The sequence below is a fragment of the Mycobacterium sp. URHB0044 genome, assembly GCF_000620625.1.
Lineage (GTDB): Bacteria > Actinomycetota > Actinomycetes > Mycobacteriales > Mycobacteriaceae > Mycobacterium.
Genome location: NZ_JIAW01000005.1, coordinates 229,334 through 254,206 on the forward strand (window position 1 = coordinate 229,334; position 24,873 = coordinate 254,206).

Consider the following 24,873-nt stretch of genomic DNA (forward strand, 5'->3'; position numbering starts at 1 on the left):
GAAGCTCCACATGGCTCGAGAGCGCCCCCGCACGTCTGAGCAGTTTATGCACAGTACCGGAACGATAAAAGCAACAGCGAATCCACGAGAATTTGCCTAGCTCATCTCATCACCTCGCGATTCATTGCCTGACCTGCGCGCCGTGCCGAAATCTGGATGAAGTTGCTGAGGCTGCTGAGAATCCGCTGGCCAGTGATTAGCTGGAATGCAAACGTCTGCGCGTGGGTACCGTTGTTGGCGCGGGTACCACTGCGCGCAACGTTGGGAGGGAAGCCAATCATGAGTGAACCGGAGACATTCGAGGAGCTTCAACCGATCGACGTCGATCCGGACGCCATAGAGCCGGTCCTGGATCCCGACGAGATCGCGGTAACCAGCCATCTGGACGCCGACGAGGGCGACCTGATCGAGCAGTTTCTCGAAGTACCCGAGGACGAGGACGACGAGATCCCCGACCGCTGACCGCCCGCGCGGGTCCACGATCAGTCCCCGGGCCGAACGTGGACCCGCGCCGACGTTCGCCGCCAGTACCACCACGCCACGACGGTCAGGACCATGACCACCAGCCACGGCCACGCTCCATGGGCGTGCACCCAGCCCGCGACGACGCCCTGGACGCGGCCGGCCGTCGCGATGACGGGGTCGGCCGGGTCGGCGCCCGCCGTGTACAACCGCAGTTCGAACCAGCCGTAGTACGCGACGTAGGCCCCGGCGATGACTAGCAGCGCTCCGCCCATCCGGTTGACGTAGGGGCCGATTCGACGCAGTCGGTCCACGACACCGGAACCTGCCAGTGCCGCCGTCATCGCGAGCGTGCCCACGATGAGCGCGAGGCCCGCCGCATAGGCCAGGACTGCGGGCAGGGCGCCGCGGGTGAAGCCGACGCCGATGCCGGTGACCGCCAGGAACGGCCCGACCGTGCAGGACAGCGAGGCGAGCGCGTAACTCGCGCCGTACCCGAACATCGAGCCGAGCGCCGCCGTGGGCGCCCACCGAGTGCCAGTCACCAACGGACCTCGCATCGGGATCCTCGCCGTGCGGCCGCTCAGCTGCCAAAGGCCAAGGGCGGCAAGGAGGATGCCGATCGTGACGGTCGCGTACGGAAGGTAGCGCTGAACCGTGTTGGCGGCCGACACGGCGAGCAAGCCGAAGGCGCCGAACACCGCGACGAACCCCGCGGCCATCGCTGCCGTCGCAGCCACGGCCCGCGCGACGGCGGACGGTCCGCTGGCGCCTCCACCACGCACCACCAGGGCCAGGTACGCCGGCAGCATCGCGAAACCGCACGGGTTCAGTGCCGCCACCAGCCCGGCCCCGAAGGCAAGGCCGAGACCACCCGCTCCCACGTCGGCGCCTGCCTACCGGGTCAGCGCCGCCACCCGGTCCGCGAGCTCCGTCTGCGGCATGGCGGCGGTCGGATTGTTCACGAACGTCGAACTTCCGTCGGGGCGGTAGAACACGTACGCCGGCTGCCACGGCACGCCGTAGCGGGCCCAGATCGAACCGTCGGCATCGTTGAGATTGGTAAAGCCGAGGCCGTACTTGTGGACGAAGTTCTGCATGGCCCCGGTGTCGGAACGGGCCGCCACCCCGACGAACGTCACCGCCGGATTGGCCGCGGCCACCGCGCTCACCGACGGTGCCTCGGCGTTGCAGAACGGGCACCACGGCGTCCAGAACCACAACACCGCAGGTTTGCCGACGAGGCTGGAACCGCTGAATGGCTGTCCAGTCAGGGTGGTACCGGCGAACTGCAGCCGGTCATCGGCAACCGCGGTCGGCGGACTTCCCACCACCAACACGGCGAAGCCCGCAACGATCACCAGGCTCAGCCATCCGCGCAGTCGAGAACACAAGGGCTTCATGACGCCTCCCCTCACCGGTGCACACCCTTGACACGAATGTGCGCGCCATCGGGTTCACCCGCGTCGGACAGTCAGTTCTCCCTCGGCAGCAATTCCGCAGCGAACCGGTCGATGAACGCGTCGATCCCGTCGGAGCGCACGGGGCGGATGACGAACTTGGTGAGCCCGGCCGCCAGGTACCCGTCGATCATGCGATGCAGCTGCGACCAACCGTCCGCGACGAGCTCGGCCGGATCGACGTCGGGCCGACGGCGCCGTATGGCGTCGAGCAGCTCGGCGGGCAGGCCGCCCTCACTCACGGCGAGGTTGATGCCGAAGTGGTCCGGCTCGATGACCCGGCCGGCCACCGCGGCCGCCTCCTCGATCTGCTCACGGCCGCGCCGCGCCTCCGCGGGGGTGAGGAAACTGCCAAGCCACCCGTCCCCGAGCCGACCGATGCGCCGGAATCCCGCGGGCGCCGAACCGCCCAACCAGATGTCCAGCGGCTTGTCCGGTCGCGGCGCCACACCGACGGCCGACACGGTGAAGAAGTCGCCCGAGAACGATGCGTCGGACTGCAGGCTGGAGCGCAGCAACCGCAGCGACTCGTCGAATACCTCTGCACGTCGTCCATCCGGCACCACGAAGATCTCGCGTTCGGCGGGTATCGCGGAGCGCAGGCCGAACACCGGCAGTACCCGCCGCGGCGCCAGCGCCGCGAGCGACGCCAACTGCTTGGCCACCAGCACCGGATGGCGCCCAGGCAGTACCACCACCGACGTACCGACCTTGAGGTTCCGCGTGCGGGCCAAGGCAAACGCCATCCCGATGAACGGATCGACCGCCTCGGAGTACACCAGCTCGGAGAACCACAGCGAGTCGACGCCCAGGGCCTCGAGGCGGTCGACGACGTCGGGCAGCATCGCGGGTCCGGTGTCCGCACCCAGCCCGACGCCGAATCGGATCTTCATCATCGCAGCCCCGAGATGTCCCGGGTGAGAACGCAATCGGTCACGTATGCCAGTTAACGCCATATCGACTCTTGGGGCACCACCGCGTGGATAAGGTCTCGAGATCGGCCCCGTGTACTGGACGACGTGCCGGGTGACGGCCTGTGAGCCCGAACGAGAGTTCGGTTTCGCGGTCCTGATCGGAGACCTGCCCGTGAACAACTGGCACTACGCTTTCGCAGCCGCCGACGGCGGCACGGACGTCACCGAGTCGTTCCGGATGAACGAAGGACTGTTCACCACCATGTTCGGGCTACTCGGCGGCCAGCTTCGACGACGGCGCAACATCCGCGACATGCGCAAGACGCTGGAGCGGATCAAGGCCGTCGTCGAAGCCGACGCTGCCGGGGCTAGTTGAAGCCGACGCCGAAGATCGGAATCCAGAGACCGAACAGCCAGATTCCCCACTGACGGTTGACGTCGTTCCACACCGGGTTCGCGTTGTAGCCCCAGTAGTTGATGCTCTGCGGCAGCGGACCACCGTTCCACTGGAACGGAGGCGGCGGACCCCAACCCCACGGCGGCGCGCCGTTGTTGTCGTCCCACCACTCGTGGTTGTTGCTGGCCCACCACGGGCCCTTGTCCCACCCGTCGTTGCCGTGCCCATTGCCGTTGCCATTTCCATGGCCGTTGCCCGGGCCGTTGCCGCACCACGGCGGACAGAAGTCGTCGTTGCCGTGCGGTTTCAGCGGCAGCGGCGCGGCAGGTTGAGCGGACGCCACGCCGGCACCGAGGCCGGCGACCGTCGCGCCGAGGCCGACCGAGCCGAAGCTCAGCCCGCCGACGATCATGGCAGCGGCGGCGACCTTGATCAGCTTCATTCGTGTCACTCCTATACCCGGTGACGTTTGACGGCGGTGGTCACCCACGTGTTTCGACGTTCAAACGGTCACCTTCATTCCAGTACCCCTGATGTGACCCCTACATCCGCTATCGACGTCGAAGCGCGGCGCGTTACCGGCTGGCAGAAATCGATGCGCCGCCGCCATTGGCCACTGGCGGCATGCTCGTCCATCGCTGCGTGGTTCTCATTCTCGCATTGCAGCGCAACGACATTGCTGGCCGCGTAGACAATCACCGCCGCGATGGTTGCCGCGGTGATGATCGTCGGCGACCGCGGATATCGCCGTGGTGCATGGGTTTTCACCGTAGAGAGCCAGGCCACAACCCATGCGGCATCCTGCCGCCACCGCGTCTGCGTGGAGACCACTGCAATGGATGTTACTGGTGTGATTGATGATTCGTTTGCAGGCGTGCAGGCCGACGATTTGCTGCGTCCGCCAGGGGTGAACTAAGATCGAGTTACCCCTGAGGCTGCTGTGCCAGGTGTTGCTAAACGCCCACCATCGCTGGCATGACCGCTACCGGAACACGAAGTCGTTCGGGTCTGGTTCGCGGGTCCACGCCCAGTAGTCGACGAGCCGCCACGGGCTCAGGCCGTACACCTCGCCGTGTGCGTTCTTGTAGAACGAGTGCTTGATCGAGGGCTGTGACCACACCATCTTGCGCAGCTCCGCCTGGCTGCGTTCCACCCAATCGGCCAGCTTGTCCTCACGAGGCTCCAGCGAGCGGTGGCCGCCGTCAATCAAAAGTTCCAAACACTGTGTGATGTAGCGCATCTGACACTCGGAATGAAAGATCAGACTGCCCCCGCTGGCGAGGTTGGTGCCCGGCCCGTACATGCAGAAGAAGTTCGGATGGTTCGGCACCGTGATGCCGAGATACGCGGACGGGCGATCGCCCCACCGCTCGCGCAAATCCGATCCGTCGCGGCCGATTATCGCCATCGGCCACAGCATCTCGTTGGCCCGGAACCCGGTTGCGTAGACGATGACGTCGGCGGCATGGCGCACCCCGGCCTCGTCCACCACGCCGTCCGGTTCGATGCGGGCAATGGGGGTACGGACCAGGTCGGCGTCATCACGCACCAACGTGCGCAACCAACTGCCGTTGTCCTGCAGCGTGCGCTTGCCCGTGGCGGGATAGTCCGGCACCACCTTGCCAAGTAGATCCGGATCGTCGCCGACCTGGCTGCGGATCCACTCGGTGAACATCTGCCGCGTGAGTTCGTTGATTTCGCTGACGGCACGCTGCTGGTCCGGATAGTCGGCGTCGACCCGGGCTGCCGCGAGCCCCTTGTCGCAGCCGGGCCAGAACAGCAGGAACCGGTACCAGCGGCCGTAGAACGGCAAGTGCCGCAACGCCCATTGCACGCCGGGACCAACCTCGGCGTGGTAGTTGGGATTGGGGAACATCCACTGGGCGGTGCGCTGAAAGACGGTCAGGTGCGCGACGTCGTCGGCAATGGCCGGCGCGATCTGGAACCCGCTGGCGCCGGCACCGATGAGCGCGACGCGCTTGCCGCGCAGATCCACCGCGTGGTCCCACTCGGCCGAGTGGAAGGACGGGCCCTCGAAGCGGTCTTGTCCCGGGATGGTCGGCACGTGCGGACGGTTGAGTTGACCGACGGCGCTGATCACCGCCCGCGCGGTCAGCGTGTTCTGGGTGCCGTCCGGTCCGCGCGTCGACACCGTCCAGGTCGCGGTCGCGTCGTCCCAGTGTGCGCCCGTTACCTCGGTGCCCCATCGGACGTGCGGCTGGATGCCGTGCCGGTGCATCACGCCCTCGAAGTAGGCCTGCAGCTCCGGCTGCTCGGCGAAGAAATGCGTCCACTGATCGGTGGGTTCGAAGCTGTAGCAGTAGAAGTGGTTGCCGACGTCGACCCGTGCCCCCGGGTAGGTGTTCTGGTACCACGTGCCGCCGACGCCCGTGTTCTTCTCCACGATCGTGAACGGGATGCCTGCTTCCTTGAGCCGGATGCCCGCGAGCAGCCCCGACTCACCGCACCCGATGACGACGACGTGGTGGTCGGCTCTGGCCGAGGAGTCCAGGGCGGTGACGTCCCGGTCGGCTCGCGCGTCCCTGCCGTCGAGTTCCATCTCCTCGAGCAGCATCGGCACGTACTCGTCGGGTACCGGTTCGCAGACCAGCCACTCCATCATCTCCTTCAGCAACTCCGGCCCGATCGGCTCGGGTTCGGGGCAGCCGCGGTCGCGGTAGTCGGCGATCACCTCGAGCGCGATCTTGCGGACCGCGGCCTTGTCCTCCTCCGACATGTAGCCCTGAACTTCGTTGAGGAAGAGACCCGCTGGCCGCAGCGCCCCCCGGATCAGCGTCGGGTCGGCCGACATGTGCACCAGCGACAACATCAACGTCGGGATGCTGACGTCGAGCAACGCGTCGGTGATCTCCTCGTCGGATGACGTAAATGGTTGCCCTGCATGTGGGTTCCGCACCACTTGGTGCTATCACGCCAGACTGGCGGCGCGCAGGCCATCGGCGGAACGCGCCAAGTCCGCGAGGACCTCCAAGGCGGCAGGCGGCACGTGTTCGAGGCGAAGATGAAGGAGCAACGCCGAACCCGCGGCCGCGTCGGGCACGAGGCTCGGCCCTGAAGATAGGGGCGAAGCACCCCGGGAGGATCTACCCTCGGTGCATCACGTACTCGACGATGAGGTGATGCAACGTGGGTATCTCGACGCGGGTCAACGGTGCCGTGCCCCCCGACGTTCCGCTGTCCGAGATCGACCTCGGCTCTTGGGAGTTCTGGGCACAAGACGACGACCTGCGCGACGGTGCGTTCGCCACCCTGCGTCGTGAGGCCCCGGTCTCGTTTCAGCCGGAATTCGTCCAGGACGGGGTCGCCGCCGGGAAGGGACATTGGGCGGTCACTCGCTTCGACGACGTCTTCCACGCCAGCCGTCACCCCGAGATCTTCAGCTCGGCTCAGGGCATCACGATCGGCGATCAGGTCCCCGAACTCAACGAGTACTTCGGCTCGATGATCGCGATGGACGATCCGCGCCACACCCGGCTGCGCAACATCGTCCGCAGTGCGTTCACCCCCAGGGTGCTCGCGCGGATCGAGGACTCCGTCCGCGATCGCGCCCGCCGCCTGGTCACCGAGATGGTGGCCGCCCATCCCGACGGCACGGGCGAATTGGTCACCGAACTGGCCGGTCCCCTTCCCCTGCAAATCATTTGCGACATGATGGGCATCCCGGAGGACGACCATCTGAAGATCTTTCACTGGACCAACGTCATCCTTGGCTTCGGCGACCCCGACCTGACCACGGACTTCGACGAGTTCGTCCGCGTCGCGATGGACATCGGCGCGTACGCGTCGGAACTGGCCGACGATCGACGGGCTCGTCCCGGCGACGATCTGACCACCAACCTGGTGCAGGCCGAGGTGGACGGCACCGGGCTGACCTCCAGCGAGGTGGCGTCGTTCTTCATCCTGCTGGTGGTGGCAGGCAACGAAACCACCCGCAATGCGATCAGCCACGGCGTTCTCGCCTTGAGCCGCTACCCCGATCAGCGGGCCGACTGGTGGGGCCACTACGACGAGGTGGCGCCGACGGCCGTCGAAGAGATCGTCCGTTGGGCGTCACCGGTGGCGTACATGCGGCGCACCGTCACCCGCGACACCGAGCTGGGCGGGGTGGCGCTCGGCGAGGGCGCCAAGGTCACCCTCTGGTACGGATCGGCGAACCGCGACGAAGCGAGGTTCGCCGATCCGTGGACCTTCGACGTGCGACGCCAGCCCAACCCGCACGTGGGTTTCGGTGGCGGCGGTGCGCACTTCTGTCTCGGAGCGAACCTGGCCCGACGTGAGATCACGGTGATCTTCGAGGAACTGCACCGCCGGATCCCCGACCTCACGGCGACCGAAGAACCCGATCGCCTGCGGTCCGCGTTCATCCACGGGATCAAGCGGTTGCCGGTGGCCTGGACGCCGCCGCGCTAGGCCGCGCCGTCTTCCCAGGCCTCGCACAGTTCGGCCAACTGCTCCCGGCTGGGACCGTCGGGTGCGGCTGGCCGCCAGCCGGAGGCGTAGATCTCCCTGGCTTGGGGCTCCACGGCGTCCAGGCTCGATGGCAGCGCGTCCATCCGGGCGTAGGGCTCGACGACGGCGCGAAGGGTGTCGTCGGCGGCGGCCGCGGCGACGATCAGATCTGACGGCAGACGCCGGGTGATGTCGACGTCGCCACCCGACCACCTTCGCAGCCGGTCGGCGTCGGCGTGGCAATGGTCGTCGAACCACGGCCGGATGTTCTCGGTGCACCACTGGTCGAATTGCACTGTGGCAGAGTCGATGTCAACGACATGCTCATCCAAGGCGTCGATCAAGGCCCGCGCCTGCGCGAGCGCCAGCGTCACACCCCGCCCGGCGAGAGGGGTCGTCGTGCAGACGGCGTCGCCGACGGAGATCATGCCCGGCGTCATCGGTCGGCCGGAGGCGTCGAGCTGGCCCCGGTAGCCGTTGTACAGCTTGCCGCCGGGCAACACCGGCGCCATCGCGCAGGCGCGGCGCGGATCGATCCACTCCGCCAGCCGAGGTATCGCGCTGATGGCTGCTTCGAAGACCTCCGCGTGCCGCAGGCGGCGCAACCGGGGATCCGTCCCGTCGTGGGCGAAGGTGATCGAGAACGTCCGGTCGTCGTGGAGGAAGCCGATGGCGAAGTAGCCAGGGAAGCCCAGCGACAATCCGATCGGCGAGTTGGTCGGAGCGGGTGAGGTGCCTTGGAAGTCGGCGTGGAAGCGGTATAGCCGGTCGACGTACACGGCGCCGCAGTCACCGCCCTCGGGCGGCGGTCGAAGGTCGGCGGTGAATCTGCTCCCCCGGCCGGAAGCGTCGATGACGACGTCGCCAACGAGGGCATGGCTCGACAGTGAAACCCCATGGATGCGCCCGCCATGCTCGACGACTCCGCCGACGTGATCGGTGCGGACCTCGATCCTCGGCTCCACCAACGCCCGGCGGCGCAATGCCGCATCGAACGTCGCGCGCCGGCACAACAGCGCGGCCGCGCGGCCGTCGGGGGCGTCGGCGACGACAGCGCCGGCATCGACCAAATCGTCAAGCACGTCCGGCATTCCGGTGCGCAGGGCATCGACGACCGGGCCACGCAAGGTGTGCGCGTGATGAAACTGCATGACTCCCCTGCGGCGCCACGGGCCTTGTGCGGGTGGGCCGGGGTCACGGTCGACGAGGACCACGTCATGGCCGCGCCTCGCGAGCGCGATCGCGGTGAACAGCCCAGTCGGTCCGGCGCCGACGACGACCGGTCGCATCCATCCCCCTTTTAAGGTAACTTAGAGTGTAGTAAATACACCGAGGGTGACGTCAATGAATGATTCTGTCAAGCGCGACTACCGTTCGACCCTACGTGCCGCTCAGGCGGCCGACACCCGGCAATCGATCGTGGCGGCGGCTGCGCGGCTGTTCATCGCAGACGGTTATGGCCGGACCACCATCGACGGGGTGGCCGAATCCGCAGGCGTCAGCCGCAAGACGGTGTTCAGCGCAGTCGGCGGCAAGGTCGAACTGTTGAAGTCGGCCCTGGACTGGGCTGTCGCAGGCGACGACGAACCGATCGCGATCGCGGACCGGCCGGCGATCCGTGCCCTACTCGCCTTGGAAGACCCGGCGGCGCTGCTCGCGGGATGGGTGCGCGCCCTGGTCGAGATCGACGTGCGCGCAGCCAGTCTGCTGCACGCGCTCGAAGTAGCCGCCGACGGCGACGACGACGCACGCCGCCTGATCGACGAGTACCGCGCTCAGCGCCTGGCCGGCGCCCGCGCCGTCGTCAAGCGCCTCGCCACGCTCGACGCCTTGTCCGAAAACATGTCCCGCGCCGACGCGACCGACGTGGCGTGGCTGGCCACCGATCCGTTGCTGTTCGACCGCCTGGTTCGCAGCCGCGGCTGGTCGGTCGGCAAGTTCGAACGGTGGCTGGCACGGACGTTGACCGGGCAGCTGATTCAGCCGTAGCGCGATCAGTGCCCCTGGATCGCTGCAAGTCGAACGCAAGTCGTTTGCAAGTAGGTCTCGGCACAGTGTGTTTCGACCGATCCACCTGCAGAGGAGACTTCAGTGAGTACGCCAACCCACGGCACCGCAGTCCGCGTCACCCCACGCCGGCCCGGCGATCCCGAGCCCGACCTCTTGGGCATCTCGCTTGCACATCGCGCCATGCTGACCGACGTGCGGAGGATCGCGGAACTGGTGGCAGCGATGGGCGCGGGCCGCACCGCGTGCGCGCCGCACCGGGCTCGGGCGATCGCCCGCTATGTGGAACTGTTGTGCGAGTCCATTCATCACCACCACAGCACCGAGGACCAAACCCTCTGGCCGGTGATCGGGGCCAGCGCCGGGGATCGCGTCGACCTCTCCGAGCTGACTGACGACCACGCCGCCCTGGAGCCGCGACTGGATCAGTTGCGTTCGCGTGCAGCGTCTTTCCGGCTGTCCGGCGGGGATGCCAAGACCGCGCAGCTGATGGCGGCCGAGCTGAACGATCTGCTCACACTCCTCACCGAGCACATCGCGGAAGAGGAGCGAGACCTGTTCCCGGTGATCACCGAGCATGTCTCGGTGCAGGATTGGCAGCGTGTCGAGAAGACCGCGCAACGACGTGGGCGGCTGTCCTTCGACGGCCCGCGCACGATCGCTGTCATGACTGAGTCCGAACGCGCCGACCTCTCCAAGCACGCCGGGCTCGGCATTCGGGCCATGATCGCTGCGCTGTCGATCCGACACCGCCGGCTTGAGCGGACGGTATTCGGCTAGCCGTCAGGGGATCAGCCGCGCCGCGTCGGCCGCCAGCCTGCTGCGCAGTGCAGTGGCGTCGGCGCGGTAGCGGTCTGCTTCCCCGACCCGGCCGTCCAGTTCCGCGACGGCGGCCAGCGCGTCGTCCACTGGGCCCGCCAGGAGGCTTCCGTTGTCGAGCCCCGCCATTCGTCCGCTGTACGGCAACAGCTGCGCCAGGCAGTCCTTGGCAGCGTCCATGTCCCCGAGCGCCGCTGCGGCGTGCGCGCGAAAGGTCATCATCGCCAGCCAGTAGTAGGAGCGCTCGACCGGCTGCCTCGTTCGCCAAAGCCTCCGCGCCTCGTCGGTGCGGCCGGCGGCAAGCAGCGCGAGTACGGCGACGTCTGCGATCGTCGTCGACACGGTGTCGTGGACGACGAGCAACTCGTCGGCCAACGGGCCGAGGTCGCCACGGGCGAAGCCTGCGGTGATCCTGCCGACGAGGGCCATCAAAGCACCATTGGCAGCGCCCTGTTCGAAGAGCCGTGCAGCGGCCGTCGCATAGCGGCGCTCACCTTCGTCGGGATGTCCCGCCAGCACTGTCAGCTGCGCGGCGAACACTTCGAGCACCGTCAGTAGGTGGCTCAACTGACCGGTGCCCGCACGTGCGACGGCAAGATCGACATGCCGTTGCGCCGCCGCCAGATCGGATCGTCCGGAAGCGGCGAGGAACGACATCCAGTGCGCGATGGCCTGATAGTCGACCTCGCCCGCGGCTTCGGCCACCGCGAGGAACTCGCCGGCGAGTGCATCGCGCTGTGCCGCGATGTCCGGTCCGAGAGCGCAGTAGGCGCGGGCATTGAGCGCTGCACAGAGCAGCCGACCCCCGGCGCCGGGATCCGCGGCGTGTGCGTCCCGGGCCAGCTCGAGCGCCTCCGAGCTGGCCGCCAGCGAAGCAGGCGTGTCTGCGCCCTCCACCTCTGCGAACAGCGTCAGAAGCAGTCGGGCCCGGACCGGTGCAGGGTGCGCGGACCGCGCCTCCGCTTCGAGGGCGCGATGCAGTGGATCGACGATGTCGCCGTCGACGGTGTCGGCGATCCGCACACGCCACAGCAGCGGGGCATCCCACGCCACTAGCGCACGGGCGGCGAGAGCATCACCCACTTCTCCGGCAGCGAGGGATGCGCAGGCCAGCGCGCGCTTCAGTTCCGAACGTGCGGCGACCACGTCGCCAGCCCTGGCGAGCGAGCCGATCAACCCGCAGCGTGCCTCCATGTCGCGGTCGAGGTGGTCGGGCGCGGACTTGGCCCTGGTCGCCGTCAGTTCGAGCAGCTGCACCGCCGACCGCCACTGTCTCGCGGCCTCAGCGTGGGCGCCTACCGCGTCGGCTTCACGGGCGGCGGCCACGGCGAACTCGGCGGCCTCGGCGGCGGTGTCGGGCGTCGCTGCGGCCGCCGCATGGTGAGCAAGCGACGTCGGGTCGGCGGCCCGAGCTCGTTGCCGCAGTATAGCGAGTGCGGCGGCGTGCAGTCGGGATCGGCGCAGCAGCGAGATGTCCTCGTAGAGGGTGTCGCGCACCACCGCGTGCGCAAAGCGAACCAGGCCGGGGCCCGGTTCGACCAGCAGGCCGACCACTACCGCAGGTTCGAGTGCGTCGAGCAAATCGTCGGTATCACGGCCGGCGAGTTCGGCGAGCAGGTCGACGTCCACGTCCCGGCCGAGCACCGCGGCCTGACGCAAGGCCGTCAACGTCGCGCCCGGCAGCCGCGCCAACCGGCGCCGAAGCACGTCACGGATTCCGGCGGGCACAGCGGATTGCACGGCGTCGGCGCCCTCCGCCGCCATCAGCCTCGCCAGTTCGCGAACGAACAACGGATTGCCTCCCGTCCGTTCCCGGAGCAAGCGCAGCGTCTGGCCGGACACGTCGGTCAGGCCGGAGTCGGCGGCCAGCGCCACCGTGGCAGCTGCGTCGAGGCCGGACAAGATGAGATGCGCAGCGGTCCGGGCGGCCAGCGCGGCGCGGGCCGACTCCAGTTCCGAACCCGCTTCAGAGGGCCGGTACGTGGCGATCACGAGCACCGGTCGACCGACGAGCGCATCCGCGGCAAGTCTCAGCAGCTCCAAGGTCAGGCCGTCGGTGCGATGCAGATCTTCGAGCAGGACCGCGACCGGCCCTTGGACGGCCGCACGGCCGAGAATGTCCGCGACCGCGCGCGCCATCCAGAACGATCCCGAATCACGGTGCTCGCCGTCGTGGTGCAGCAACTGTTCGAGGGCGTTCGCATGGCGGGGATCGATGGGGGCGAACCCGTCGGCGAATTGGCGTACTACCTCGGTCCAAGCCCACGCCGGCGGGGCGCCGTCCACCTCGGGGCAGTGTCCTCTTGCCACTACCCAACCCGCCGCCCGAAGCCCTTCCGTGGCCGACTCGGCAAGCGTGGTCTTGCCTGCTCCCGCCTCTCCGCCGATCCAGAGCACCCGGCAGCCGCCGTTGATCGCCTCCTGCCCAGCCTTGGCAACGTCCGCGAGTTCGTCGTCGCGACCATGGATAGCCCCCTTGGGGACTTTCGGAGGCACGGCCGGCCCAGCCTGCGGCACCGCGACCGGGTGGAGATGAACGGCGTGCGCGAGGATGTCCTGCTCGAGTACACGCATTTCACGACCGGGTTCCAGGCCGAGCTCGGCGTCGAGGTAGTCGCGTGTTCTGCGCAACGTGTCGAGCGCCGCAGCCTGATGACCCGTTCGGTACTGCGCGGTGGCGAGCAGGCACGCGGCGCCCTCGCGGCCGGGGTGATCGCGGACGTGCTGGCCGAGAACGGCGATCACCCGTGCGTCAGCGCCAAGAGACGAGTGCGCTCGAGCACCGGTTTCCACTGCGGCCAGCCGCAACTCGCCGAGGCGGGCGATCTCCGGTGTCGCCCACGATGTGTCGGCGACCTCGGCGAACGGTTCGTCGGACCACACGACGAGGGCTTCGTCCAACATTGCGGCGCGGCGGGAGGGATCCGTGTCGTCTTCGGCTGCACGGATTTTCGCCTCGAACTCCCACACGTCGACCGCATCGGCCGACAACTGCAGACGGTAGCCCGGGGACGCACTTACGATCACCGTTGCGGGTGCGCGCCGTTGCCGGTTGGGTTCGAGCACACGCCGCAAGTGTGAGATGTACGCCTGCAGCGCAGCCAACGCCTTGGGCGGCGGTTCCCCCTCCCAGAGGTCGTCGATGAGCCGGTCCACGGAAACGACCCGTCCCTGCGCCGACACCAAGCGCGCAAGGAGCGATCGCTGCCTGCGCCCGCCAAGATCAACCGGGCCGCCATGGACCCACGCCCGCACCGGGCCGAAGACGGCCACCCGCACGGGCCGAGAATCCGCCACATTCATCGTTCGCAGATCGGAATTCAGTGCGAGCGACCCCGCAAACCGGCACCGGCGCGTGAATCGACGCCGAGCACTCGAAGACGGTCGTCGGCCTGCCGAATCGTCGCATCACAGTCGATCACGACGGCAACATTACTTTCGGCCGGTGGCTTCAAATTCGTCAAGGCCAGGCCGGGGGGCTAGCGAGTCTGCTTCCCCTGCCACGCAGTCGCATCGGTCTGTGACGTTGCGGTTGGATCGGTTTCCGACTCGTGCTGGTCTGGCTTCGTCGAGGGCGGATCGAGCGCATCTGCGCGTTCCCGCTTGGCGTCCAGATCCTCCCGAGCGCTGTTCACGTGTTCGCGGTGGCCGGCGGCACGGTCCTGAAGGCGGGCTGCTTCGGCGGCCTTCGCCTCGGCTTCTGCCTGGGCGGCGCGTGCCTTGGCCTCGGTCTCGGCGGCGACGGCCTCGCGCTTCTCCAGTCGACCGCCTTGTTCACGCACGTCCTCGCGGATCCGATCGGCCTGCGCGCGGCGCCGGCGTTGGTTTGCCGCACGTGCGGCAAAGGCGAGAACTAGCACGATCACCAGGGCCACGACGGCGATGATGATCCAGGTTGTGGTGGTCACGACGGCTCCTTCCGATGGGTAGCACGTCAGCCGTATTGACGTACACGCTGATTGCGCGAATGCCCATCCCCGTCGAGATTCAAACCGTCAGCGGCGCTACGCCACGATCAGCGTGCCCTTCATGTTCGGGTGATACCTGCAGTAGAACGGATAGTCGCCGGGAGTCGTCGGCGCCGAAAACGTCGTCTTCTCCTTGCCGTCGGCCTCGGCGTCGAACTGCCCCTTGGTCTGCGACGTCACCGAATGCTCGACCGTGTCATCGTTGACGACGGTGATCTGCGTGCCCGGTGACACCGTGATCGGCTCGCCGAAGTTCATCCCCGAGATGGTGATGGTGGCGCCCTTCGCGGCCGGGGCGTCGCTGCTGCTCGTGGTCACGGTGCCGCTCGGGCTCGCGCTCGGAGTGCCCGAACTGCCGCACCCCGAGGCCACGCCGACGATCAGTGCCAGTACGGCCGCGATCACACTGAATTTCGCCATCGACATCCCCGTTCATTGGTGGTCTGCGATGGACACGGTGCGACGGCCGGTTCGGTTCAACGATCCTCAGAAGTAGGCCGTACGCCGGCCGTCCGGCGCGACGACTACAGCGTCGCGGTGAGCGGGCCGGTTCCCTGGCAGGTGGACCGGGGTGGGTTGCCGGTCAACACGCACCCACGCCCCGTCGCGGTGTAAGTGGCGCCGGGCCGGTACGGCGCGTAGTACACCTGGGCGGTGAGGATTCCCTCACCCACGTCGCACTGTTCGGACGACTCGCTGCCCTGCATCTGGATGCACGCCACCGACGAGATGGTCTCGGCGCCGACTCCACACGCAGCCGCCTGGACCGTCGCCGTCACCATGTCCCGGCCCGACACCTGGACGACGTGGGGCGGCGACAGGGTGAACGCGCACGGTGCGGGATCCGTCTCTGCGGCGGCCACCGCGGCGGGCAGCAGGGCCACGCCGAGCATCGTCGCGGCGCAGGCAACGAGGACGCGTCGGACCATTAACGGATGGTAGGTCACCGCGGTACCCGTTCGTCGACGATGAACAGGATCAGTGTGACGGCCAGCGTCCCTGCCGCCAGCCAGATCGCGTGCGCCCCCCAGGCGCGGCTGGCGAAGGCGCCGATCAACGCTCCCCCGGCGAAGGCGAGGATGACGGTGCCGTAGATGCCACACGCGCGGCGCGCCGCGGCGCTCCTCTCGACGAACCCGTCGTAGCCGGATTCGACGAACCGCATCAGGTTTCCCGTCGTGGCAACGGGCAGGTAGGCGAGGTCGCCGATGTTGCGGAACAGACCCATCTGGACGGCCGCGAGGAAAGCGATCGGCACCGTGACGTAGTTGTGGGCCACGGTCACCGGGACGAACCCGATTGCACCGAGCACGATTACCTGCACGCCGATGGCCCATCGCAAGGGATGCGTCACGATCCGGTCGGCCCGCCCCGACTTGACGTGGGAGGCGAGCCAGATGCCGACGACGAACGCCAGAATGGGCCATACGTGGGCCATGGCCGCCATCAGCTTGCGCTCGGAGAGGTCGATCGCGAAGAAGATCACGTTGCCGGTTTGAACGTTCGCGAACACGCCGCCGCGGACGTAGAACGTATGCGCATCCATGAACCCGTTGGTGAGCGTGAGCAGCAGCGCGAACCACAGCGTCCTGGTCCGTTCGGTGTCGTTGGGGCCCGGCGGCGCATCGCCCATCGAGACAACCTAACCGGCGTGTGGCGTCGGTGGTGGCTACTGTGCGCCGAGGGCGCTGAGCATGCCCGCCGCCGATCGGGGCCACGGGAACTGCTCGGCGCGCCGCCGTGCGTGACTCCTGCGCAGCGGTTCCGGCCTGCCGATGATCGAGGTCACCGCATGCGCGATGGCCTGCGGATCGTTGTCGGTCGCGGCTCCGCTGTCGGTGGTGAGGATCTCGGCCAGTGCCGACGTCCTCGAAACGACGGCCGGTGTGCCGCAGGCCAATGCCTCCAGGGCGGCCAACCCGAAGGTCTCGTGCGGGCCGGGCGCCAGGGCTACGTCGGCCGACGCCAGGATGCCTGCCACGGTTTCTCGGCACCCGACGTATCCGGTGAAGTCGACCGGCAGCCGCGCGGCCTGGCGCTCCAGCCTGTTGCGCAACGGGCCCTCGCCAACGATCACGAGGCGGGCGTCGACACCGGAATCGCGCAGCGCGGCAACGGTATCGATGCTGCGATGGGCGTGCTTCTCGACCGAGAGCCTGCCGCAGTGCACCAACAAGGTCTGTCCCGGTTCCGCCCATTGCCGCCGCACCGCGTCACACCGGTGCCGGGGATGGAACTGTTCCAGGTCGACGCCGAGGGGCACGGTAACCGCGTTGTGGGCTGCGATTCGGTCGAATTCCTCGCGCGCGAAAGCCGTCGTGCACACCACCGCGTCGTAGTTGGCGGCGGTCCGTCGGTTCGCCGCGTCGGCGGCGGCACGGGCGATTCGGCGCGGAAGCACTTGTCCGAGTAGACGATCGAGACGCTCGTGCGAGATCATCACGGTGGCGACGTCATGGCGACGGCCCCACGGGCCGAGCGACCGCAGCGTGAGGCGATCGGACACCTCCAACGCGTCGGGTTCCAGCCGTCCGAGCAGTGTGGTGACCGGTCCGGGAAGCACGGCACGGTAGCCGCCGGTGAACGGAATCAGCCTGGCGGGCAGCGAGATTCGCCTGACCCCCGACGGCAGACGCTGCGCTTCGGCACGTGCTCCCGGGACCAGGAGGTACACCTCGTGCCCGGCAGCGCAGTACTCCGCGCCCAGCCGGTCCACCGCGGTCCGCAGCCCTCCCGAGCGCGGGCCGTAGAAGTTTGCGACCTGAACGACCCGCATGACTCAAGCAGAACGTGGGCGGATGTGCGTTGATGAACGGTCGTTGAACGGCCACCTGAATGCGCGGTGAACAGCCGCCTAGCCCAGGTGCTTGGTGAACCAGTCCTGCACGCGCTTCCACGCATCGGCGGCCGCCGTCGGGTCATACCGTTCCCCGGTGTCGTTGAAGAACGCGTGATCGGCACCGGGCTCGACGACCAGTTCGTGCACCATCCCCGCCTTGGTGAGCGCCTGCTCCGCGGCGTCCTTCGTCGCGTTCACGCGGGCGTCCTTCTCGCCGTAGAAGCCGAGCACCGCGACGTCCTTCGACCCGGTGAAGTCGGCGCCGTCAGGGAGTGGGCCGTAGAACGGGACGGCCGCCGCCAGCTGCGGCTCTCCCGACGCCAGCAGCTGCCACACCAGCCCACCGCCCATGCAGAAGCCGACGGCTGCGACCTTCACCCCGGGGGCGCGGCGCTGCAACTCCTCCACCCCGGACTTCAGGTTGGCGACGAACTCGGCAGGCGGGATCTTGCTGAGGGCGGCCGTGGCCTGCGCCGGATCGGTGAAGGTGGCCGTTCCACCCTGCGCGGAGAGCAGGTCGATGGCCAGGGCCGAGTAGCCAATGCCGGCGAACCGGCCGGCGACCGAACGCACCCAGTCGTTGAGCCCCTTGTTCTCGTGGATGACCAGCACCGCGCCCTTCGGGCTCTGCGCCGGCGCCCAGGCTCCTTGCAGTTGGCCCTGCGGCCCGGCCCATGTGACGGCCTCGGTGGGCACCGTGTTCTCCGAGCCGGGCGGTGGTGCACTCTCGGTGGCCGCGCCGGTGGAGGTGGCCGGTGCATCGGCGGTGGGTTCCCGGCTCTCCCCGCACGCCGCGATGAGCGCGCTCGCCGCCGTGGCGCCGACGCCGATCAACGCCAAGCGGCGCAACGCCTCCCGTCTGGACAGCAACCCGTCCACGTGATCGGTGGCAATCTCCTCTGCAATGTAGCGCTGTAGCGGGGTCACGTTGGCGAGTATGCCTGTGTCTGCTGAACTGCGGTTGGAGAAGTGCTGGACAGCGAATACTGATCCGCATGGCCAGTCCAACCGCCCGAAACGCCCTCCAGGGCCGCGTTGCCGTCGTCGCCGGAGCCACTCGCGGCGCCGGTCGTGGGATCGCCGCGGCGCTCGGTGAGGCGGGGGCGACGGTCATCTGCACCGGCCGCAGCAGTAGGACGGGCGATCTGAAGTCCGACTACGACCGGCCGGAGACCATCGAGGAGACGGCCGAACTCGTCACGGACCTCGGTGGCGTCGGCATCGCCATCGCGGTCGACCACTTGGACGGCGCTCAGGTGCGCGGTCTCGCCGACCGGCTGCGCACCGACTACGGCGCCATCGACATCCTGGTCAACGACATCTGGGGCGCCGAAGTACTGAAGGGACCGCCGTCGACGTGGAACCTGCCGATGTGGGAACTCGATCTGAACGCCGGCCTGCGCACCGTGCGTCTCGGGGTCGAGACGCACCTGATCACGTCGCACTGTCTGCTACCGCTGCTCGTCGCGCGGCCGGGCGGACTGTTGGTCGAGGTGACCGACGGGACGGCCGAGTTCAACGCCCAGAACTACCGGATCTCCGTCTTCTACGACCTCGCGAAGGTGGCGGTGAACCGGATCGCCTTCAGTCAGGGGCACGACCTGGCGCCGTTCGGCGGGACCGCAGTGGCGGTGACGCCGGGCTGGCTGCGCTCGGAGATCATGCTCGACAACTACTGCGTCACCGAGGAGAACTGGCGCGCCGCCATGGAACCCAGGGGCGAGGGCTACCCCACCGCCCCTTCCGCGTTCACCGAGTCCGAGACTCCACGGTTCGTCGGGCGTGGCGTTGCGGCGATCGCGTCGGACCCTCGTCGGGCGCGTTGGAATCAGCGTTCGGCGAGTTCAGCGCAGCTCGCCCGCGAGTACGGCTTCACCGACGTCGACGGGCGTCAACCCGACGCCTGGTTCGAAGAGTAGACAAATATCGGAATCTGTTCACTTTTTCGTTGACACCGCCGTCGGCACGCTGTTCCATGGCGGAGTGACCTACGACACGATCATCCGCAACGGCCGCTGGTTCGATGGCACCGGCGCCGCGTCAGCGGTACGCAATCTGGGCATTCGCGGCGGCCACGTGGTGGCGATCTCCGCCGACCCATTGGACGAGACGGGTTGCGCGGAGGTCATCGATGCCACCGACAAGTGGGTGCTGCCCGGCATGCTCGACATCCACACCCATTACGACGTCGAGGTGCTCGACGGCCCCGCACTGAGCGAATCGCTGCGCCACGGCGTCACGACCGTGATGCTCGGATCCTGCTCGCTGTCGACCGTCCACATCGACGGCGTGGACGCCGGGGACATCTTCGGCCGCGTCGAGGCGATCCCGCGAGAACACGTCATCGAGGCCATCAACCGCCACAAGACGTGGAACAACTTCGAGGAGTACGTCAGGGCGCTCGAATCCCGTCCGCTCGGCGCGAACGTCGCCGCGTTCATCGGGCACTCGGACATGCGGGCCGCGGTGATGGGCCTCGACCGCGCCACCACGAAGACCGAACGCCCCACGAAGGGCGAGCAGGCCCGGATGGAGCGGATGCTCAAGGAGGCGCTCGATGCCGGCGTCGTCGGGATGTCGTCACAGCAGCTGCTGTTCGACAAGCTGGACGGCGACGTCTGCCGCTCCCGCACGCTGCCGTCCACGTACGCGAAGCCGCGCGAACTGCGGCGGCTGAAGTCGCTGCTGCGCCGGGCCGGGCGCGTTCTGCAGTCCGGCCCCGACATTCAGAACCCGCTGAACCTCGGTTCGCAGGTGGCCCAGTCGCTGGGCATCTTCCGGAATCCACTCAAGACCAGCCTGCTGTCAGCCGCCGACGTGAAGTCCAACCCGTACGCGGTGCTGATGATGGGACCGGTGTCGCGGTTCGTCAATCGGCTCGGCGGCAACTTCCGCTGGCAGCATCTGCCGGTGCCGTTCGAGGTCTACGCCGACGGCATCGACCTGGTGATCTTCGAGGAGTTCGGGGCCGGTGCCGCGGCTTTGCACCTGCGCGACGAGGTGGAACTCAACGCGCTGATGCGCGACGAGGACTACCGGCGCCGGTTCCGCAAGGAATACGAGAGCAAGTTCGGCGTGCGGGTCTGGCACCGCGACTTCTTCGACGCCGACATCGTGGCCTGCCCGGACGAATCCGTCGTCGGCAAGTCGTTCGGCGAGGTCGGCCGCGAGCGGGGCGGCCTGCACCCCGTCGACGCGTTCCTCGACCTGGTGCTTGAGCACGGCAGGTCGCTGCGGTGGCGCACCACGATCTCCAACCACCGACCCGAGGTGCTGAAGAAGTTGGCCCGCGAACCCGGGATCCAGATGGGGTTCTCGGACGCCGGCGCCCACTTGCGCAACATGGCGTTCTACAACATGGGTTTGCGCCTGCTGCGCCACGTCCGGGACGCCGAGCGGTCGGGTCAGCCGTTCATGACGATCGAGCAGGCCGTGCACCGGCTGACCGGCGAGCTCGCCGACTGGTACCGGCTGGATGCCGGTCACCTGCGGGTCGGCGACCGCGCGGACGTCGCGATCATCGACCCGGCCCGGCTCGACGACTCGCTGGACGGCTACGCCGAGGAACCGGTCGAGCACTACGGCGGCCTGCGGCGCATGGTCAACCGCAACGACGCGACGGTTACGGCCGTGCTGGTCGGCGGTCGCACGGTATTCACCGAAGGCGTGCCCACCGAGCTCGTCGGTCGGCAACGTACCGGCCGCTTCCTGCGGGCGTCACACAAGGCGCCCGCGCTTCCCACCGAAAAGGATGAATTGACAAGTGTCGGTTGAAGATACGGTTCGCGGATTGTGGAAGGCGCTGTCGGCCAGGGACTGGGACGGGGTGAAGGCGAGCGTTTCCGATGACTGCATCTACGTCGACATGCCCATCCCGGCCGCCGCGGCACGCGGTCCTGAGGACATCGTCAAGCGGTTGAAGATCGGCCTCGAACCGTTGGCGTCCTACGAGAACCACGATGGGCTGTTGCTCGCCGACGGCGCAGATGTCATGTACGAGCACTCCGAGACGTGGGTGTGGGCGACGGGTGAGACGGCGACCCTGCGGTTCGTCACGGTGCATCGTGTCGAGAACGACAAGGTCACCATGTGGAAGGACTACTGGGACATGAGCGGCCTGACCGCCACGGCCCCGCCCAGTTGGCTGGAGGATTTCGCGGCCGCGGACACGTCGTGGATCTTCGACGCGACGGAACTGGTCTAAGCACGCGAGTTCGGCCCGCCGCCACCGGCACGCTCATATCCTCAGGAGCATGAGTACGACGACGCTGCCGCCGGGGCCGCCGCTGCCCCCGGCGGTGCAGGCGGCGCTGATGCTGCGCTACTGGCCGCGGTACGTGTCGGCGTGCGGGCGCCGGTACGGCAAGGTGTTCACGCTGCGGATCGCCTCGATGGGCACGCTCGTCTATCTGTCCGATCCCACCGACATCAAGACCGTGTTCGGCGGCGACCCGTCGGTCTATCACGCCGGCGAGGCGAACTCGATGCTGGCGGGCATGCTCGGCACCAGTTCCGTTCTGGTCGTCGATGACGACGTCCACCGCGACCGTCGCCGCCTCATGCTTGCCCCGTTTCATCGCGACGCGGTGGCCCGCCAGACCGGGTTGATCGCCCAGATCGCGGCCGACAACGTCGCCGGCTGGCCCGTCGGCACCGACCTCGCGGTGGCACCGAAGATGTCGGAGATCACCCTCGAGGTGATCCTGCGGACGGTCATCGGGGCGAGCGATCCCGCCCGGCTCGCGCGGTTGCGCGACCTGATGCCGAAGCTGCTGAACGTGGGTGTCTGGGAATCCCTCGCGATCGCTACCCCCGCGCTGCAACGTCGTGGGCCGTGGCGGCGTTTGATGCATCGCATGGCCGAAGCCGACCGCCTGCTGTACGCCGAGATCGCCGAACGACGTGCCGACCCGGAGTTGGCCACCCGCACGGACGCGTTGGCGATGCTGATCCGGGCAGGCGACGGAGAGTCCGGGATGTCGGACGTCGAACTGCGGGATCAGCTGATGACCTTGTTGGTGGCCGGGCACGACACGACGGCCACCGCGCTTTCGTGGGCGCTGGAACGGCTGACCAGACATCCCGCCGTGTTGGACAAGGCAATTCGCGCCGCACGGTCAGACGGCGCGGAGGGCGATGAGTACCTCGAGGCCGTCTGCAAGGAGACGCTGCGCAACCGGCCGGTGGTGTTCGACGTCGGCCGGATTCTGACCGAGCCCGTCGAGATCGCCGGGTACCGCCTGCCCGCCGGGGTGATGGTGGCACCGGGAATCGGGTTGGTACACGGCAGTTCCGAGCAATATCCGCAGCCGGAGCGGTTCGACCCCGACCGCATGCTGGGCGCCACCCTCGGCCCCACCACCTGGCTGCCGTTCGGCGGGGGCAATCGGCGCTGTCTCGGCGCGACGTTCGCCCTGGTCGAGATGAAGGTCGTGCTGCGGGAGGTGCTGCGCCGGGCCGATCTGGCGACCACCACGGCGGGCCCGGAGCGGCAGCGCGTCAAGCACGTCATCCTGGTGCCGCACCGTGGCGGACGGATCCGGGTCCGTGCCATCCGCGACGTGGCGTCAATCGCCCCGAGTTGCCCAGCGGCGCAACAGGCCTGAGCTACACGCTCTGAATTACACACTCCATGCCAGGCGGAACTTGGCGGCCAGCGCCTCGGGATCCAGGTCGGCATAGTTGTCGATCTCGTACCGGCGCACCGCGACGGTGGCGTCTACCGCCGCATCACCGAGAATGCCGCGCAGCAGCGCGGATTCGGCCAGCGTGTCGATGGCCGCAGCCTGGCTGTCGGGGAGCAGCGCGATGCCTGCGTCCGCGCGCTGCCCGTCGGTGAGCGCGGCCGGATCGACCGTGGTCTCCTGCCGCAGCGGCAGTTCGCGCTCGATGCCGTCCAGCGCCAGACCAAGGATCGCCGCAGTGGCCAAGTACGGGTTGGCGGAGGGGTCGACGATCTTCACCTCGACGTTGGCGCCATGCGGATTGCCGGACCCGCCCTGCAGGAAACGCACCGCGGCCTCGCGGTTCTCGGTCCCCCAACACACACTGGCCCCCGACCAGTGTCCCGGCTGCATCCGCAGACCCGACAGGATCGATCCGCACAACACGCCTTGGGCTTCCGCCAGTCCGGCGAGCACCCCCGCGACGGCGGATTCACCCGACGGCGTCATCCCCCGAACACCGTCACCACCCGAGAACAACCGCACACCGTCGCGCTGCAGCGAGAAGTGTTGATGGGCACCGGATCCCACACTGCCCGCGAACGGCACCGGCGAGAAACTCGCGCGCACCCCACAGCGGCGGGCGATCCGGCCCACGATGATGCGCATGAGGATCATTTGATCGGCGGCCGCGACGGGCGACTGGGGCGTCAGCGAGATCTCGAACTGGTTGGCGCCGTACTCGGGGTGCAGCTGCTCGATGGCCACCCCCGACCCGGTGGCCGCTTCCATCACGTCGCGCACGAATCCCTCGAACTCCAAGACGCCTGCGAGGCCGTACTGCGCCCACAGGTTCGAGGGCAGCGGCGATCCGTCGGGACCCACCAGGACGAACTCGATCTCGTGGCCGACGACGGCGTCCAGGCCCGCCGCCCTCAGCCGCTCCTCCATGCCTCGCAGGACGGCGCGACTGCAGTACGGGTCGGGTGAGGCGTCCTGGTCGTAGAAGGAGGCCGGCGCCCAGGCCAGTCCGTCGCCGAGGATGCGCAGCCCGCTGAGATCGATCCGGATCCGCTGATCCCCCACCGCGCTGATGCCGTCGCCGACGACGACGCCGGTCTGATCGATCGCGAACACATGCCACACCGGGCTGGCGCCGAGGCCGGGGTCGGCGAAGGCGCCCATTCTGCGCAACGGAACGGTCTTGGCATGGATCAACCCAGCGGGATTGACCACTGTGCCGATGAGTGTCGCGACGCCGTCGGACTCGAGCTGCGCGATGGCCGCCGCAGCGAGTGGTTTGGCTGCCATGGCAGACATTCTGCCGCCCGGGGCCGCGATGTGCTGCGGCGTCGCGGTTTACAGCGTGATCTTGCAGCTCTGGCCGATGTCCAGGGTGCGCAGCATCCGGCCCATGCCCAACCACATCGCGCAGGACAATGCGAGATCGGTGAGCAGCTCGCTGTCGAACTGCTCGTTGCAGCGGTCCCAGAAGTCCTCGTCGTCACGCAGGCCGGTGTGGTCGGCGGCGAAGCGCTCCGCGAACTCGGCGGCGATGCGTTCCTGGGGGCTGTAGCCGGGCCACGTCCGCCACTCGGCGGCGTGGTCGTAGAGGTGTTCGTCGACACCTGCTGCGATGCCGTCCGAGTCGCGCGTGTTCTGGCAGACGACGCATTCGTTGTCGAGCGCGATCACCATGCGGGCCAACTCTCGAACGCGCAGGGGCAGCCGGTTCTTGGTGTAGACGGCGTTCGTGTACTTGGCCATGGCGGTGCCGATGTCGGGTGACTTGAGCACCCATCCGGCCGCGTCGTCGTCGGCGAAGTCTCCAATTCGGCTCATGGCCGGATCGTACGCCGGAGATCGCAATTCTG

25 protein-coding genes and 1 pseudogene are annotated in these 24,873 nt (G+C 68.1%); 9 read left to right on the forward strand and 17 right to left on the reverse strand.

Translation table 11 applies throughout. The features are described 5' to 3' along the window. Positions 1 to 279: 279 nt before the first annotated feature. A complete protein-coding gene (locus N536_RS0112755) occupies positions 280 to 462 on the forward strand; it encodes a hypothetical protein (RefSeq protein WP_029113949.1) in 183 nt (60 codons plus the stop codon). A gap of 20 nt (positions 463 to 482) precedes the next feature. On the opposite strand, the gene N536_RS0112760 is transcribed toward N536_RS0112755, so the two are convergent. The 3 genes from N536_RS0112760 to N536_RS0112770 all read right to left on the reverse strand — a co-directional run bounded on the left by N536_RS0112760 (position 483) and on the right by N536_RS0112770 (position 2,815). Continuing rightward, positions 483 to 1,346 carry a cytochrome c biogenesis CcdA family protein gene (locus N536_RS0112760; protein WP_029113950.1) on the reverse strand — a complete coding sequence of 288 codons (864 nt, stop codon included), beginning with the start codon at positions 1,344 to 1,346 and terminating at the stop codon, positions 483 to 485. Between the two features lie 12 nt (positions 1,347 to 1,358). Next, on the reverse strand, positions 1,359 to 1,865 hold the full coding sequence (locus N536_RS0112765) for a redoxin domain-containing protein (protein WP_029113951.1): 507 nt from the start codon (positions 1,863 to 1,865) through the stop codon (positions 1,359 to 1,361). Positions 1,866 to 1,936: 71 nt separating this feature from the next. Continuing rightward, complete coding sequence (locus N536_RS0112770; protein ID WP_029113952.1) at positions 1,937 to 2,815, reverse strand: TIGR03854 family LLM class F420-dependent oxidoreductase; 879 nt, start codon at positions 2,813 to 2,815, stop codon at positions 1,937 to 1,939. A 100-nt stretch (positions 2,816 to 2,915) separates the two neighbouring features. Here N536_RS0112770 and N536_RS38325 point away from each other — a divergent pair. Then, a pseudogene (locus N536_RS38325) lies at positions 2,916 to 3,212 on the forward strand (SRPBCC family protein); the annotation flags it as partial. Here the strand turns inward: N536_RS38325 and N536_RS0112780 are convergent. The 4 genes from N536_RS0112780 to N536_RS43335 all read right to left on the reverse strand — a co-directional run bounded on the left by N536_RS0112780 (position 3,205) and on the right by N536_RS43335 (position 6,294). After that, positions 3,205 to 3,675, reverse strand: a complete 471-nt coding sequence (locus N536_RS0112780) for a hypothetical protein (protein WP_029113953.1) — start codon at positions 3,673 to 3,675, stop codon at positions 3,205 to 3,207. The pseudogene N536_RS38325 and the gene N536_RS0112780 overlap by 8 nt on opposite strands. A 74-nt stretch (positions 3,676 to 3,749) precedes the next feature. Then, on the reverse strand, positions 3,750 to 4,064 hold the full coding sequence (locus N536_RS42185; RefSeq protein WP_155948566.1) for a hypothetical protein: 315 nt from the start codon (positions 4,062 to 4,064) through the stop codon (positions 3,750 to 3,752). 151 nt (positions 4,065 to 4,215) lie between these two features. After that, positions 4,216 to 6,150, reverse strand: coding sequence for an NAD(P)/FAD-dependent oxidoreductase (locus tag N536_RS0112785; protein ID WP_029113954.1), 1,935 nt, complete (start codon positions 6,148 to 6,150; stop codon positions 4,216 to 4,218). A gap of 12 nt (positions 6,151 to 6,162) precedes the next feature. After that, entirely contained in the window at positions 6,163 to 6,294 is a 132-nt protein-coding gene (locus tag N536_RS43335) for a hypothetical protein (protein ID WP_255358435.1), read from the reverse strand. Between the two features lie 86 nt (positions 6,295 to 6,380). Here N536_RS43335 and N536_RS0112795 point away from each other — a divergent pair, with 86 nt between their 5' ends. After that, on the forward strand, positions 6,381 to 7,664 hold the full coding sequence (locus N536_RS0112795) for a cytochrome P450 (protein ID WP_029113955.1): 1,284 nt from the start codon (positions 6,381 to 6,383) through the stop codon (positions 7,662 to 7,664). On the opposite strand, the gene N536_RS0112800 is transcribed toward N536_RS0112795, so the two are convergent. Then, positions 7,661 to 8,992, reverse strand: coding sequence for an NAD(P)/FAD-dependent oxidoreductase (locus N536_RS0112800; protein ID WP_029113956.1), 1,332 nt, complete (start codon positions 8,990 to 8,992; stop codon positions 7,661 to 7,663). The two genes, N536_RS0112795 and N536_RS0112800, sit on opposite strands and share 4 nt — an antisense overlap. 55 nt (positions 8,993 to 9,047) lie before the next feature. On the opposite strand from N536_RS0112800, the gene N536_RS0112805 reads away from it, so the two are divergent. Both N536_RS0112805 and N536_RS0112810 read left to right on the forward strand, forming a co-directional pair. After that, positions 9,048 to 9,692 (forward strand): TetR/AcrR family transcriptional regulator, encoded by a 645-nt coding sequence (locus tag N536_RS0112805; protein ID WP_029113957.1) that lies wholly within the window; start codon positions 9,048 to 9,050, stop codon positions 9,690 to 9,692. 102 nt (positions 9,693 to 9,794) lie between these two features. Then, positions 9,795 to 10,490 carry a hemerythrin domain-containing protein gene (locus N536_RS0112810; RefSeq protein WP_029113958.1) on the forward strand — a complete coding sequence of 232 codons (696 nt, stop codon included), beginning with the start codon at positions 9,795 to 9,797 and terminating at the stop codon, positions 10,488 to 10,490. 3 nt (positions 10,491 to 10,493) lie between these two features. Here the strand turns inward: N536_RS0112810 and N536_RS0112815 are convergent, their stop codons facing one another. The 7 genes from N536_RS0112815 to N536_RS0112850 all read right to left on the reverse strand — a co-directional run bounded on the left by N536_RS0112815 (position 10,494) and on the right by N536_RS0112850 (position 18,263). Next, entirely contained in the window at positions 10,494 to 13,808 is a 3,315-nt protein-coding gene (locus tag N536_RS0112815) for a BTAD domain-containing putative transcriptional regulator (protein WP_231514511.1), read from the reverse strand. A gap of 200 nt (positions 13,809 to 14,008) precedes the next feature. Continuing rightward, positions 14,009 to 14,437, reverse strand: coding sequence for a hypothetical protein (locus N536_RS38330; RefSeq protein ID WP_051574458.1), 429 nt, complete (start codon positions 14,435 to 14,437; stop codon positions 14,009 to 14,011). Between the two features lie 96 nt (positions 14,438 to 14,533). Next, positions 14,534 to 14,917, reverse strand: coding sequence for a cupredoxin domain-containing protein (locus N536_RS0112830; protein ID WP_029113960.1), 384 nt, complete (start codon positions 14,915 to 14,917; stop codon positions 14,534 to 14,536). A 104-nt stretch (positions 14,918 to 15,021) separates the two neighbouring features. Further along, the gene (locus N536_RS0112835; RefSeq protein WP_036436153.1) at positions 15,022 to 15,426 is read right to left on the reverse strand and encodes a hypothetical protein; all 405 of its coding nucleotides are present in this window, start codon (positions 15,424 to 15,426) and stop codon (positions 15,022 to 15,024) included. 14 nt (positions 15,427 to 15,440) lie between these two features. Then, positions 15,441 to 16,130: a YoaK family protein gene (locus N536_RS0112840; protein WP_029113962.1), complete on the reverse strand. Its 690-nt coding sequence runs from the start codon at positions 16,128 to 16,130 to the stop codon at positions 15,441 to 15,443. Positions 16,131 to 16,166: 36 nt separating this feature from the next. Further along, positions 16,167 to 17,273: a glycosyltransferase gene (locus N536_RS0112845; protein WP_029113963.1), complete on the reverse strand. Its 1,107-nt coding sequence runs from the start codon at positions 17,271 to 17,273 to the stop codon at positions 16,167 to 16,169. A 78-nt stretch (positions 17,274 to 17,351) separates the two neighbouring features. After that, positions 17,352 to 18,263 (reverse strand): dienelactone hydrolase family protein, encoded by a 912-nt coding sequence (locus N536_RS0112850; RefSeq protein ID WP_029113964.1) that lies wholly within the window; start codon positions 18,261 to 18,263, stop codon positions 17,352 to 17,354. Positions 18,264 to 18,331: 68 nt separating this feature from the next. Between N536_RS0112850 and N536_RS0112855 the strand changes: the two genes are divergently transcribed. The 4 genes from N536_RS0112855 (at position 18,332) to N536_RS0112870 (ending at position 22,942) form a co-directional block, all read left to right on the forward strand. Beyond that, positions 18,332 to 19,255, forward strand: coding sequence for an SDR family oxidoreductase (locus N536_RS0112855; RefSeq protein ID WP_029113965.1), 924 nt, complete (start codon positions 18,332 to 18,334; stop codon positions 19,253 to 19,255). Between the two features lie 64 nt (positions 19,256 to 19,319). Continuing rightward, positions 19,320 to 21,110 carry an amidohydrolase family protein gene (locus N536_RS0112860; RefSeq protein WP_029113966.1) on the forward strand — a complete coding sequence of 597 codons (1,791 nt, stop codon included), beginning with the start codon at positions 19,320 to 19,322 and terminating at the stop codon, positions 21,108 to 21,110. Beyond that, positions 21,100 to 21,540, forward strand: coding sequence for a nuclear transport factor 2 family protein (locus N536_RS0112865; protein WP_029113967.1), 441 nt, complete (start codon positions 21,100 to 21,102; stop codon positions 21,538 to 21,540). The genes N536_RS0112860 and N536_RS0112865 overlap by 11 nt, the downstream gene beginning before the upstream one ends. Positions 21,541 to 21,589: 49 nt before the next feature. Next, positions 21,590 to 22,942 (forward strand): cytochrome P450, encoded by a 1,353-nt coding sequence (locus N536_RS0112870; protein WP_051574459.1) that lies wholly within the window; start codon positions 21,590 to 21,592, stop codon positions 22,940 to 22,942. A 15-nt stretch (positions 22,943 to 22,957) separates the two neighbouring features. Here the strand turns inward: N536_RS0112870 and N536_RS0112875 are convergent, their stop codons facing one another. Then, positions 22,958 to 24,319, reverse strand: a complete 1,362-nt coding sequence (locus N536_RS0112875; RefSeq protein WP_029113969.1) for a glutamine synthetase family protein — start codon at positions 24,317 to 24,319, stop codon at positions 22,958 to 22,960. Positions 24,320 to 24,358: 39 nt separating this feature from the next. Next, the gene (locus N536_RS0112880; RefSeq protein WP_029113970.1) at positions 24,359 to 24,841 is read right to left on the reverse strand and encodes a carboxymuconolactone decarboxylase family protein; all 483 of its coding nucleotides are present in this window, start codon (positions 24,839 to 24,841) and stop codon (positions 24,359 to 24,361) included. Positions 24,842 to 24,873: the final 32 nt, after the last annotated feature.